We start from the raw sequence: 13,915 nt of genomic DNA on the forward strand, positions 1-13,915 counted from the left end.
TATTAGTACAATAATTATAAGAACTCGACGAGTAATACGCCTCGGCCATCGGGTCGACACAGAACCATATCTGCCAAATTAATATAGAGGGATGTCAACATGGCCCCGGTCTTTACCGCCGATAACTAATCTAAAACATCATATTCAAATAAAAAATTAGTCCTGCATAACTTTACAATTATTACAGGACTAATCACTTTTTACATGCCATTTTACGGCAATAAAAAATTAGTTCTCGCTTATAACCTCACTTCTTTACCACCACTCATAAACGGTTGTGTCATTTCCAAGAAACTCTACTTTAACTTCAACATCGTGTTTCACGATGCAAGTGTCCGATTTTCCCACGTAATAGATCTTGATATTAGAAGTCAAATCACGTAAGAACGACTGTATATCAGGAAATTTTTCTCGCTCCCGATTATCATAAAGTCTCCGCAAATCCTCGGGTAGCGGCTTACACCTAATAGTTTCTATTGTTTTAGGCTTTACTTGAACCGGGTAACCAAAAAAAAACAGAGTATCTTTACCGTAAATACCGTAAAAAAAAGATTCCGGTTGTTTATCGGTAGGAAAAAGGGTCTCTTCATTATCAATTAAAATACTCGTGTCCTTGTTGTTTCTCATTTCAAACCAATAAGAGAGAAATATTGGTGCTTCTATCTCTATATCCGGATACTGATTCGTCCCAATATCGATAACAGATATCTCTATATCTTTCGGTTTCTCCACTTTCTTAGAGTGACATCCCGTGTACAATACAACGGAAATAAGTAAAAATACAAGTGTTAATGTTTTCATTTCTGTTTATTTTCCATTCGATTATATATTTGCCTATAAAAGGTCCAATCTAGATGTAAATCTTTTAGATATCCTGAATAATTTATCAGCATACCTTGTTTAAACTCGTACGTAGTCTTTTCCCAAGATGGATGAATCATCTGTAATTCATACGCCTTTTGATGAGTTTTAGTCTTGTCCGAGTAATGTTTAATACCGTGTCCCGTGTACTCGTGAACTCCTAATGTGTTAACGATATTCTCCACAAAATTAAACTGCTTTTTTACAAATTCATTTTCTTGATTTACGGATATTTTAAATGTCTTTTTACCTCTGTATGCAATCGTTGAAGCTAACCTAACATTAGATGACGGGGTATTATAACTATCTTCATTGGTTTTAACTGAAACCGCTTTATTTTCCAGGCGAGACATATCATAGCCAGCCTTGGATAACACGTGCGAATAAATCTTGGAGTATGCCTTAGCCGAGAGGTTCACGTCTTGCATTCGCTTCATTTTCGAATCCCATTGATCATTTAAAATCACGTTTAAATATGATTTCAACGTGGTTATGTAAATTTGTCCGGAAAATCCTCCCTTGTCAACTCCCAGAAAGTTACCCTGAGAATCGTAATAAGGACTGTACAACGCTCCATCGGGATCGATGTTTTTAATACAATTATTTGCGCAATAATTATAAGAACTCAACGAGTAATACGCCTCGGCCATCGGGTCGACACAGAACCAACGTCCTAACTCGGTATCGTACATCCGGGCACCGTAGTCGAGGTAACCGAGGTTGCCCGTGGTCTGATCTTCCTTGCCGTTGTATTTCAGACGGTTGGCGGGATCCATGTTACCGCCCGACTGGCTGTATCTCGTGCCGAAGGGATAGTAGTCGTTTCGCTCCTTCACGGTTCCCGACTGATCCACGATGCTTCTGACGCTACCGAGGTGATCCGTCAGGAAGTAACGAATATCGGTACCGACACGGCTACCCGCCGCGACAAGAACACGACCGCTCGCCGTGGATGCGCCCTCTAACTGTATCCCGGCGCTGTTTTTAACGTATGTCAAAGAACCCAAGTAATAAAATCCGTTGCCGCTCGCGTCCGCCACCCTTAACTTCGTCCCGTCGGCCAAATAAGTGTAGGAGGCTTTTAGCGTCGTTCCGGACTTTACCACCGATAACAAATTTAAAACATCTTATTCAAAATTCAAATAAAACAACAAACGAGGGAATGCCCAAAAGACATTCCCCCGTAACTATATCCCTAATTTTACAAATAAAATCACCAAATCGCTAACCAGTAAATAATATTTTTAGTGGTATCACTACTGATTGCATATCCCCGGGAGTAACCGTTCTTCCACTCGGGAGGAAGACCTAACCCTTCCGTCAACCACTCTTTTTGGATATAGATCCCGGGCGAGGCGTCTACCACGTAAATAGTATATCCCTCGGGTAAACGATTGTTTAATGGGTCCCTATCTGCACGATGAATATCAGAAGAATAATTTTGTTCATAAAAATTAGGTACCGGTATATAGCCTTTACTGTTCGACCAAGGATAATTTTTTTCAAATTCCCGATAACGTTCCAAAGTGCTCTCCCCGAGTCTACCGACAATCAGCAAATTACTATCTTGTGAAGAATAAACAGTTTCATGCTTACTATTAACCAATGCCCTAGCGAGAGAGTCTGAATAAGAAACCTCCAAAATCATTCCGTTAAACCTATAGTATTCGTATGAATCTAAAGCGTATCCTATAATTCTCGAGTATAAAGAATGAACATAAGAAGGAAATATGGATACAAGAGAACTGTCAAACATTGAACGAGACTTTAAGTAGTCTTTATTAAATTCTGCCTTTGCCCGTTCCATTGAATCATACTTGCATCCACCAAATATTATCAATAATAATAAAATTACTCCTATTATGTTTTTCATTTTAATCCTGTTTTTTTATATTTTACTCTTTCGTTCATATAATCAAATTCATTACCAAATTTAGAACCAGCTTGTACGAAGCTCCAAAATCCCGCCCAGAATGTATCTATTTCCACAGGATTTGTATAACGTATCGTACTTGTCCGTCCTGTAGTAACAAACAACAAATTTTCCACTCTTGGAGAAACAAGGTGTTTCAATCCTTGATAGTGAAGGACAGATTTGTTCCTGGGTAGATATGTTGCTTTCTCCACGAATATATCTCGTTTACCATAAATAAAATCTGCCATTCTTCCTCTTCCCTTATCCATATACATGGTATAACTAGTTTTATCTTCCACGTATTGGGTCATCGCGTACTTGTACCCCAAATCATCCATCACCTCCAGGGCATTATTCCTGTCGAAATAAGCGGTTGGCAAGCCAACTTTTCTCCATTCTCCCGTTCCGGCGATATACATCTCTTTTGTTGAATATCCCTTTTTGGAAATCCTGTTGGAATATTTATTTAAAATATTCCTGTCCGGGGTTCCGAACATTCCGTTCTCTCCCAACCAACTCCAGGAATCTCCAAGTTTCGACTCGTCTCCTTTTTTCATAAACGGATCATAATACAAGCTACCATCGGCATCAACAAACCAATCCATCGCTTGTCCATCCGGGTCAATAAACACAATCGGACTATTCGCACAATAATTATAAGAACTCAACGAGTAATACGCCTCGGCCATCGGGTCGACACAGAACCAACGTCCTAACTCGGTATCGTACATCCGGGCACCGTAGTCGAGGTAACCGAGGTTGCCCGTGGTCTGATCTTCCTTGCCGTTGTATTTCAGACGGTTGGCGGGATCCACGTTACCGCCCGACTGGCTGTATCTCGTGCCGAAGGGATAGTAGTCGTTTCGCTCCTTCACGGTTCCCGACTGATCCACGATGCTTCTGACGCTACCGAGGTGATCCGTCAGGAAGTAACGAATATCGGTACCGACACGGCTACCCGCCGCAACAAGAACACGACCGCTCGCCGTGGATGCGCCCTCTAACTGTATCCCGGCGCTGTTTTTAACGTATGTCAAAGAACCCAAGTAATAAAATCCGTTGCCGCTCGCGTCCGCCACCCTTAACTTCGTCCCGTCGGCCAAATAAGTGTAGGAGGCTTTTAGCGTCGTTCCGGACTTTACCGCCGATAACAAATTTAAAACATTATATTCAAAATTCAAACTTTTTCGACTGTCATTTATCATGTTCCCGTTGGGGTCGTAAGAGTAGGTCCCGCTAACCCCGTTTTTGATCAAGCCGGTCAATTGATTTCCCGTGTAAGTGTAGGCGAGAGAGGTCGCGGATGAACCCGTGCGATTGAGGGTCAGGATGTTGCCGTTACGGTCGTAAGTCAGCCCTTTCTCTTCATAAGCGTTGTTCCCGGCAAGAGCTGTCCATGCCGTTCCCCCCTGGTAATGAACGCTGCCTGACAGCCGGTTTAAACCGTCGTAAGAGAGAGCGTACATCACGGGAGCCGTGGTCCCGTTTTTCCATTCCCACTCGCCGATGTCGCCGTTGTAGTACTTCTTCCCGGAAGCACCGAGGGCGGTCGTCTCGTAACGTAACGTCATGGTAAAAGGAGTGCTGGTCTTGGAGGTAAGCCATCCCCGGACGTTGTAGGTCATCGTCTCGGGAAGGAAAGTCGATCCCGTCTTGTACTTGTTGGTCTTTAACCGCCCCACGGCGTCGTACTCGTGTTGTACCACGGCGGGGGTTCCACCGTTCAGCACGCCGCTCGATGCGAGAAGCCGTCCCCGGCGATCGTACGTGTTCGCCGTCTCCAGCACGTCGCTTCCCGTGGCGCTATAACCGTGGGCTTCACGGGTTTTCAGGACGTTTCCGGAAAAATCGTAACTCATGTCGACACGGCTCTTGTAACCGAGGAGGTTATCGCTCGCCACCTGGATCACCCGGCCCAGGTCGTCGTAATAGGTGGTGGAGGTGAGCCAGGTACTCGTGCCGAGAACACGGGTTTTCACGCTCGTGATCTTACCCCCGGTGTTCGTGCCTGGAGCGGTGGCGTACCCGGCGGTAGCGACAAAGGGAATCGCTATCACGTTCCCAGTAGTGGGATAGGTATCGTACGCCGTGTATGACAGGACCGTTCTCGTTCCCGCCGGGGTATAACTCGCGCTGGCGGATGCGGACGATTGGAGGGCGGCGGGAGTGGTAGCCGCCGACAACACTACCTCCCCGGTTTCAATCTCCCGGTTGAGGTCATCGTAAAGGGAGTAACTCCATTTTTTCGCATCCTCGGCCCGTTGCTTACCGTCCTGACTCATCACCAGGCGATCACGCTTGTCATACACCAGGTAAACGGGATCACATCCCGGTAATTTCTTCTCCGTCACCCGGCCCTTACCGTCATAAGCGTAATAATAACCGTAAAGACCAATTATACCTGCTGTCAAAGGACCACGGGCATTCGCCTCCGGCGATAACACGTGACGCAAACGCCCCAGGTCGTCGTACACGTTAATCGTGGCCAGACGTTGCCCGGAGAGGTAAGTCACGCTCTCCACCATTTGCCCTCTCGCGTCGGTGAAGCTCTCCGTGATATTGCCGTCCTCGTCGGTGGCTCTCTCCCGGGAGAGAGAATTAGCCGGGTAGTAGCCCCCGTCGACTAATGTCCCGGCAGCGTCGACCTTCCAGCGACGCACCTCGTTGGCCGTGTTGGTACCATAATAAAGAGTCATCCGTTTTCCCGCCTGGTGCCAGTTTTTGCCGGGACCCGTCTCGGTCAACACTCGCCCGAGGGGACTCGTCTCGAAGGTCGAGAAGCTAAACGCGAAATTACTCTCGTCACTCCCGTAAATGCTTCCCCACCGGGAGGCGAAGAGATTTTTATCGAGGTAGGTTCCGGTTCCGGCGGTACTCTCGAACGGCAGGAACTTTTTCTCCTCCCGGCCGAGTTTACCGAAACCGAAAGGCGTGACGATATCCTTCCCCGAGGGAGAGGCTGCCACGGAGACTAATTGCCTGGAGCGTCCGCCGGGACCCGTGTAGAGCACGTCGTCTACACGTTTGGCCCTGTTCGAGCTCGAGCTCCCGGAGTCGTAACGCCCGCTGATCACCTGGTCCACCCCCGCGGTGTAGAGCTTCCCGTCGTACCGACAGACCGTCACGCTTCCGATCATCGCGATGGTTTCTATATCCAATGTAGCCTTTATCTGGTACACTCCGGCTTCTCTCACCTTAAACTCGATGGGACGATCCAGGTAACATTGCCATTTCCCTTTTTCGACCTCTTCGGCTTGAGCATCATCCGGCCACTCCGGGTATAGGCTCAGATCCGGATTGGCAGGTCCGTAAAGATACGCCACTTGTACTCCGTCACGATAAAGACCGTACTTCACACCCGGTTCCGTGCCCGACAGGCGAATAACGACCGAGTTTGTGTCGACCACGACACCGCCTCCCGATACCCGAAACCGATTCAGGTTGCCGTACGATCCTTTCCGACGGAGAAACAACGAAGTTTTAGCCAACTTCAACTGGTACTCCCTAAAATAGAGCTCACTCGTTCTCGGCATAGTTATGGTTATCTCTCCATCATAGCCTTCAATCTCTCCCCCTGCCACTTGTATCGTGGCTGAAGAAAAAGGTGTTCCCTGCAACTTCTGCCGCAAAGCGGTCTGAATATTTTCAGCGGTTACATAATCCGAGGTAAAAAAGGATACCTTTACTGTTCCCCCTTTCTGGGGAAAAATAACTCGTTCCGGTTCAAATTTTTGTATCTTATCCAAATGAACCAGCACACCTTGTCCCGCCACAAAATAGTGGGTAAACAAAAAGCATAATATGATATATATCGTTTTCATGATCTTGTTTTTTACGATTAATGATTACCAGGCTGTACATGATAGTGATACTCTTGAAGAATATTCCCGTTTTTATCTCTTGCCCGGAGCAAGCGCCCTTGCGGATCGTATTCCCGGCTCTCGATAATCCCGTTTCTGCCGGTACGACAAACGACATTCCCTTTACCGTCAAGACTGGTCAGTTCGAATTCAATACCGTCCGGGCAGAGCGCGGCGGACAGCACGTCATCAGAAAACCTCAATTCCAGGCTTGCTGACAATTGCGCCGCCGAGACAGGAATTTCTCCCTCCATGCAATAGTGTCCTGTTCCCTGGGTGACCGTGAACGTGTTCTCCCCGGTTCCGACCGCTACCCCCGACTTGGTAAATGTCCAGGATACGGATATGGAGAGGGCTTTTGCGGCAGAACGTTCAACCAATAACTTGTAACGATATTTATTAGCATTTACCTTCTGTACAAGTAGTTTACCCGGTATGTCCACACCCATTTTATCCCGTCCCGACAAGAATGCCATCATATCGGGTTTCCGGGTATCAAACCGGATCGGATCGACAATATCCTGTATCATATTTAAATAATCCGCCCGAGATATTCCAATATTATTTTGTCTACGGTACCATACCATTTCGTATTCTCCCTGCATCTGCTCCTTTTTACCGGCCTCCTCAAAGATTTTTTGACGATGTTCTTTACCTTGTAAAATATCCTCCACGATATTCATAATTTCTTTATGAAGTGTCCAGGACTCACTCAAAAAAGAATCCCGTAAAACACTTTCAGGGAGATTTTGATGAAAATCGTAGTAGGTTTCCAATTTCTCCTTCATACCTTTATCCGGCAATTCATTCAAATTCAGATGCTTTAATTCGCTCTTCCGGTAGCGATCGATTGCGGCCACGGAAGAACGATCGGCCTGCGCGGCCACAAATATACGATTACCGGTCTCTTCGTCATAGACATAAGTCTCTTTACCCGCCGCAGATTTTACTTCGGCAACTTCCACTTTCACACCTACACCGGAGTAATGTAATTGGTTATCCACGGTATAGGCCGACTGCGCCTGTGTGAAGTAATTATTCAAACTACCGCTTGCCACGCTGACGGGATTCACCTGGTTCGATCGCAACAATTTAGAAGGCAGGTAATAATGTTTTCCACCGATCAGGGTATCCGTGTAAGTCGTTACCTCTTCACCGGCAAGGAGAAAGCTCGTGCTTCCCGCCGCCTTCACGTACGTACTCGTTCGAACGGGTAAATAGAGCATATTAGCGGCACGCATATCGGTCAACAACGCGCTCGTGTTATCGGGAAAGGCATCCATCACTACTTTTAAATCCTGCTTGTACTCTGTTCCGTCGGCCGTGGTCGTGACAACACTCGTGGGGGTAGTTCGCTGGGTATTCCCGTAAGTGTAGCTTCGGGTGGTCACGTTATATTTTCCGGTAAACGAGGTTTTTGTAAAATCACTCTCGGAAGGTGTTCCGGCAGCTGCCGATTCCTGATCGAAGAAATCGTACTCCACCTCCCCGGTCAAAACGGTCGCTCCTCCGTAATATATTTTATAAAATTGGTCCGGCACTACCATATTCTCCCGGGGTTGCACGTTGGGGACATAAAAAGTCGTATAGGGATTGAAATAGACTGTTGCCTCCCCGTTCCAATAAAACGGTTCGTTTCGATTCGGCATATAGGTTAACGCGTTCTCCGTATCCACAAAAAAGCGGAAGGATTTCAATTGTTCAACCTGGGTAGAGAAACCATAAAGAGAAGCCCCCGGAAAGAACTCGTTTTTAATCGTACTCGAAATGGTATAAGTGGTCCCCGGAAGATTGACCAAAGCTTGAGAATAGCGGTTCTTTTTCAGTTTCAACAGCCTTCCTTGCTTGTCATACACGGCAGTACCGAGCGGCAAACCGTGTAACCAATAAGGGTAAAAAGAACGTTGATTCACCGTTGTCGTCTGAAATGATTGGGGCACGCAAAAATAGTGCGCCGTGTAACCGTTCCCCACCTGCTCTTCCACCACGTATTGGTAGAACAATCCGTTATTCCCCGTGTTCACGATAGCCATTTCGTCATTTTGCACGGAAGATAAAAGGACTTTATCGGAGAAACTACCATAATTCAGTTCTTTTGTCAAGGTTTGGTATCCCAACGCTAACACTCCGGAACCCGTGTTACCGGTAGCGGCGAGATTCCGGTAATGATAACGGGTGGTATCCCGGTTCCCCTCCCCATCGTCCAGCACGACCTCCTTCACACGAATTCCGCCGTACTTACTTCCGTTATACTCGTTCAACTCGTAATTCACGTTTAACTTCCAACCTCCGGTTCCCGTGATTTGCCGTAAAGAGTAGGCTTTCGCATAATCGATATTACAGGATCGGGCAGGAGATGTAGTCAGCTCGGGAGGCAGGCTTAAATGTTCCGATTGTACATAAGGGTAATTCGTTTGTATTTCCGCCACTAAAGGAATCAAGTGTTCGATATTCGTAGCCGATCCGTTATAATAACCCCATATATCCCGAGTTTTGGCATGCAACGTATCCAAGTAATAATCAAAATTATAATACCCCAGTAATCCGGCTTTTTCATTTCCGATCGTCAATCGACTCAAGGTTCGTCCTTTATAGGAAAAGTTAACCTCCCGGATCACATCTTGTTTATAATTCTGCCATTGTATCCCTGTTACAGAACGTCCTTCTCCTAAAAAAACAATTTTATTCGCACCCCAGATAATTCGATCCGGTCTTCTTTCTTTAGCCGACTGGCGCGTAAAATCATTCACCTTACGAACGGTCTTGGTTGTTGTTTCTTCAATATCAAGCCTCATATAACGCAAGATTTCCGTCAGACTCCCGCGAAGAGCCGCCGCATCCAATAGCCCGGCTTGTATATACTCATCCAGTAAATTCCGCACGTAACAGATATTGGTCATCGTTCCCGAACAAGTTTCGGAAATATAATTCCAATCGGACAAACAACCGATAATACGATCGGCTGCCGCAATCTGATTCATTACATTGTAATCGATCGTCGTATGTAATGTCGGGATTCGGATTACATCCAACTTGCTATATGTTATCCCGTCTTTTTCAGAGCGCTGCACCTCAGTCAATACTTCCACGTAGGTAGGAATATTTTCCACGTTCTGAGCCAATTCTCTGAACCGGATATCATTGGGTAATTGAGAAGCAAAATACTTGGCATTATCTATATTCGTGGTAATTTGTCTTTGATAACGATCGATCTTACAATCGCGTTCCTTCACCCCCTTTCCGTAATTATATACCATCTCGTTCCACGAAGTGTAGTCGACAACGGAACCGTCCGTGTAATAAAAACGGATAGGATCATCACCGGGAATTTGAATCTCACTCAAATACCAGGAAGAGACAAAATCTTTATTCCAGATATTGTTTCCCGCATCGTTCGGATCCTGATAACAAACTCCTAATGTCATTTCCGGAACGGAAAAGACATATTTCACTCCGCTCTCGTCCGTGATCTCATATCCGTCTTCTATTTTTTCGATCAATAGATTCGACTTTTCCAAGGTTTTTATGACCACCTGACCGGCCTCTTTTACCTCGATAAAAGAGACCTTCCGTCCGTTGAAAAAAGCCGTGAAAAGATCGGATTCTCCATCCTGTTTATGGGTATTTACCTTTTTCCGGGTTGCCGTCGTGTGGTCTAAAGTTTCATTTAAAAATCCGCCATAATAATCATCCGCCATTCCTCCGCGAATCGTACGGGTAACCACACCTCCGCACATCAGATTCCACCCCATTCCGTAAGGTCCTTCCTGCTCGTCTACCTTGACGCCTTTAGCCGAATAGACAAGGGAAACAGGGAGGGTAAAATGCCCGGAAGATAGCTCAAACAGGGGAATCGTGTAATTAAAAGTTCCGGTACTGTAATCGACAGACGAGCTCTTTAAATCGGCAAGTCCTTTTGCCTGTTCACCCGGCTCAAATTTTTGCGCACGGGACATTCCTAAAATACCCCAACATAATATGAATATAAAAAACACTCTCTTTTTCATAATTTTTTAATTTTAAATTTCACTTTTGGTTCCATCGGCCTACTGCCGACAAATCGTTTTTAACTAATGTTCATGTTCCTTTCTCATAAGCACACATTTAAAAAATTCGACATTTGATTTCATTATCCGATGACACCCCCGAGCTTAAACATCGGCAGGTACATCGAGACTAACACGAGGGCAACAAGTCCCCCGACACACAGTATCAGAACGGGTTCCAACAGATTCCCGAGTTGTTTCAATTCATGTTCCAGCTCCCGGGTAAGATCTTCCGCTTGCTTCGAAAGCATATCTCCCAGACGATTGGTCTCCTCACCAACCCGCACCAGAGTCACTAATTTTCGATCGTAAATCAATGGAAATACACTCAACGTATCGGCAAACAGTTCTCCCTTTCGTAACCCATGACTAATCCTATCGAATGAAATTTGATAAGGGAAAAAGGTAATGATATCCCGTAATAGCTCTATCCCGTTTAACAGGGGAACTCCGGAGCCGTAAAGCAAGTAAAGCAACTTGCAAAAACGGGCTTCCTGATTTTTTCGAACTAATCCCCCTATCCCGGGAAGTCGCAGTAAAAAAGAGGAGAGGGGAGAACGAATCCGATCGTTTTTACCCTGAAAAAAGAAAAAGAGTCCCCCCGCAACCAGAATACCCAAAAAAGTCAATAAATAAACCGGAAAATTGCCGGATAACGAAATAATCCACCGGGTTATAGCCGGAAGTTCTCCTCCCATGCGAGCATACACCTGTTCGAACATAGGGACAATGACCAATATCATAAATGCCAGTACCAACATTGCCGTCGAGAGGATAATCAACGGATAACTCACGGCACCCGTTATCATCCGGCGTTGTTCCTCCCGTTTACGGTAATAATCGGCCAAAAAACGCAACGATTCATCCACTCGTCCCGTCTCTTCTCCGATCCGTAACACCCCGCTATCCAACGGAGAAAATTTCCCACTCGCCACAAAACTTTCCCAAAGCGAATGCCCGATAATCACGGATGCATATAGCTCCTCCAACAAAACTTTTACTCGTTTGTCCGTCTCCCCATCGATGAGTAACCGAAACGAACGCCCAAAGTCCAAACCGGAAGTCAAAAGCGAGTGTAATTCGGAAAAAAGTACCTCCTTTTTCCCGTTTTTCAATCTCCAGTTTTTCCGAAATACATCGATATCACTCTTCATACTCGTATATTTTTTCCTGCTTATGCAGTTTATCCGTAATTTCTCCAAGACGGCGATTACCGATACCGAAAGGAAGATCCAAGATCTTTTTCCCCATCCGCAGATATATCCGCAAAGAATCCGGAAAAGAGAGATCTTCTTTAGAGGATATAAACTCCCATCGTTCTACCGGACGAAAAAGCGTATCCGTACTCTCCTCACCAACCCGCACGACAACCGAATCCCTCTTTTCCAACACGGAACAAACCTCACCGTTTCGATAAAGGAATAAACGTTCTCCCCGAAGCTCGGCACGATCGTTCGCCTCGAGCAAACAATCCATTCTCCGGTAGTTATCCGACAAACGATAGGAGGACAACAATCTATCCGTCAGTCCGGCCGTCAACCCCCGAACCAGATCAACCCCGTCAAAGAGAGCCAGAAAGAGGAGGGCAGAAACCGTTATGACAACTAATATTTCTACCAGGGTCGTTCCTTCCCATTCAAATCGTTTTACATCAAATTTCATTGTTTTCGGATTTAATCAGATAATCGTACCGGCTATCCCTTCTGCCCCGCAAAGGATACACGTGAATACTCAATCGTTGTATTTTACCCCGGTAAGGAATCAACTCGATCTCCAAGATTCCCCCGTCGTAAGTTCTCGTGTAGTTTCCCGAGGGAAAGGCCCCCCTCGAATAGTCCTGAAAACACCGTTTCACGGCTACCCAAGCGCATAAGTCCTCTTCCGGGGATTGCTCCTTTAGCATCACGCGTGTCAATATCTCCATCGTGACCATAAAAGCTCCCAACCAGATAACGGAAGCCACGATACACTCCAAAAGAGAAGAGGCTCGCAGTTCATGTCTCAATCGACCCATTTGACCTCCTTTCTCTCGTAATTCTTTCCCATCCAAAAGGGATAAGAGACCAGCGAAGTCTCCAGCAAAGCCACATCATAAAGAATCCCGGAATAGAACCCTTCCGGGGCAAAATAGTAAGAGGACCGGGCATACAGGCTACCCGAAACGACCCCGTGTACCTCGGCGATACCGTCCACGTACACCAATCCTCGCACCCTGGAACTCTTCGATTGAAAATAGTTGGCCGAAGGAACTTCGCTCTCCTCATCATGCCCGGATACGATAATATAGCCATTTACCTCACAATACTTCCCAAGACGGATAAGCCGTCGATCGTTCTCTCCGCTCACCCACAGACCCGAGCCGGGAGACAAACGGACCTCATCCTCCAGAAGAATGGAATCCCGCGCAAATACCTGCAGACTTCCCTGAAATCCGGCAGCAATTTCGACTTTACGGGCCACGACGATCAGGTTTTCCAAGCGATTATCCCGCTCTAAAAAAAGTTCTCCCGGGGTATACAGGATTACCCGCCCCCGCATATCGACTCCGGAAAGGTATTCTCCCGTTTCGAAACAAAGAAGCGAATCGGTAAAAGATCGATGCAGATACTCGTTTCCCGCGAGAAGAGGATATCCATCAAGAGAAAAAAGTTCTCGAATCCCGTCGACATACTCCTTTTCAGGAAAGGGGAACTCTTCCGGACTCTGTTTTATACTTCCGGCATCGACCTTCTCCCCCCCGAAAAAGACCGAACGCACCTGCGTGTAAACAATCCCGTTACGGGGAATCCGGGCATCACCCTTCACGTAGGTTTTCCCGGCTAAGGAAAGAGTCCGTCCATCTTCCGGCAGAAAAAGAGTCGTTCCGTATTTCCCCTCTCTTCTCTTTCCGAACATCCGGGTTCCCCGTGTCCCGTTACGAACCTTCACGGTGACCACCTCATACAAACCCCATTTTCCCGAAGTATATTGTACCCGGGAAGAGGAATCTCCCTCGTAAAGCAGATAAGTCCGATCCTCCCGTAACCTCTCTGTCAAAGTACTGTCCAAAGCATAAAGTACAAAAGCAGACTCGATATGCGCCCGGTATCGTTCCCGTTGCTCCGATTGATATTGCAATGTTAATTCAATGTACCACAATGACATAACAGACAAAACAACCAATAACATAAGCATGCAAACTACCAATACGGTAGCCAGCACCGAAGCCGGTATCGTACAATTTCTCATAAATT

General features: G+C 46.3%; 9 protein-coding genes. All 9 read right to left on the minus strand.

Annotation, left to right across the window (positions count from 1 at the left end):
* Positions 1 to 255 precede the first annotated feature (255 nt).
* Complete coding sequence (locus NVS78_RS13115; RefSeq protein WP_286359566.1) at positions 256 to 801, minus strand: hypothetical protein; 546 nt, start codon at positions 799 to 801, stop codon at positions 256 to 258.
* On the minus strand, positions 798 to 1,967 hold the full coding sequence (locus NVS78_RS13120; RefSeq protein ID WP_286359567.1) for an RHS repeat-associated core domain-containing protein: 1,170 nt from the start codon (positions 1,965 to 1,967) through the stop codon (positions 798 to 800). The genes NVS78_RS13115 and NVS78_RS13120 overlap by 4 nt, the downstream gene beginning before the upstream one ends.
* Positions 1,968 to 2,074: 107 nt before the next feature.
* A complete protein-coding gene (locus NVS78_RS13125) occupies positions 2,075 to 2,734 on the minus strand; it encodes a hypothetical protein (RefSeq protein ID WP_286359568.1) in 660 nt (219 codons plus the stop codon).
* Complete coding sequence (locus tag NVS78_RS13130; RefSeq protein WP_286359569.1) at positions 2,731 to 6,597, minus strand: RHS repeat domain-containing protein; 3,867 nt, start codon at positions 6,595 to 6,597, stop codon at positions 2,731 to 2,733. Before NVS78_RS13130 ends, NVS78_RS13125 begins: the two co-directional genes overlap by 4 nt.
* 17 nt (positions 6,598 to 6,614) lie before the next feature.
* Positions 6,615 to 10,643: a hypothetical protein gene (locus NVS78_RS13135; protein WP_286359570.1), complete on the minus strand. Its 4,029-nt coding sequence runs from the start codon at positions 10,641 to 10,643 to the stop codon at positions 6,615 to 6,617.
* Positions 10,644 to 10,765: 122 nt separating this feature from the next.
* Positions 10,766 to 11,836: a type II secretion system F family protein gene (locus tag NVS78_RS13140; protein ID WP_286359571.1), complete on the minus strand. Its 1,071-nt coding sequence runs from the start codon at positions 11,834 to 11,836 to the stop codon at positions 10,766 to 10,768.
* Positions 11,826 to 12,344 (minus strand): hypothetical protein, encoded by a 519-nt coding sequence (locus NVS78_RS13145; RefSeq protein ID WP_286359572.1) that lies wholly within the window; start codon positions 12,342 to 12,344, stop codon positions 11,826 to 11,828. The genes NVS78_RS13140 and NVS78_RS13145 overlap by 11 nt, the downstream gene beginning before the upstream one ends.
* Positions 12,334 to 12,696 carry a hypothetical protein gene (locus NVS78_RS13150; RefSeq protein ID WP_059025286.1) on the minus strand — a complete coding sequence of 121 codons (363 nt, stop codon included), beginning with the start codon at positions 12,694 to 12,696 and terminating at the stop codon, positions 12,334 to 12,336. The genes NVS78_RS13145 and NVS78_RS13150 overlap by 11 nt, the downstream gene beginning before the upstream one ends.
* Positions 12,684 to 13,910, minus strand: coding sequence for a hypothetical protein (locus NVS78_RS13155; RefSeq protein WP_286359573.1), 1,227 nt, complete (start codon positions 13,908 to 13,910; stop codon positions 12,684 to 12,686). Before NVS78_RS13155 ends, NVS78_RS13150 begins: the two co-directional genes overlap by 13 nt.
* Positions 13,911 to 13,915: the final 5 nt, after the last annotated feature.

It is taken from the genome of Gabonibacter chumensis (assembly GCF_024741215.1).
Lineage (GTDB): Bacteria > Bacteroidota > Bacteroidia > Bacteroidales > Marinifilaceae > Gabonibacter > Gabonibacter massiliensis.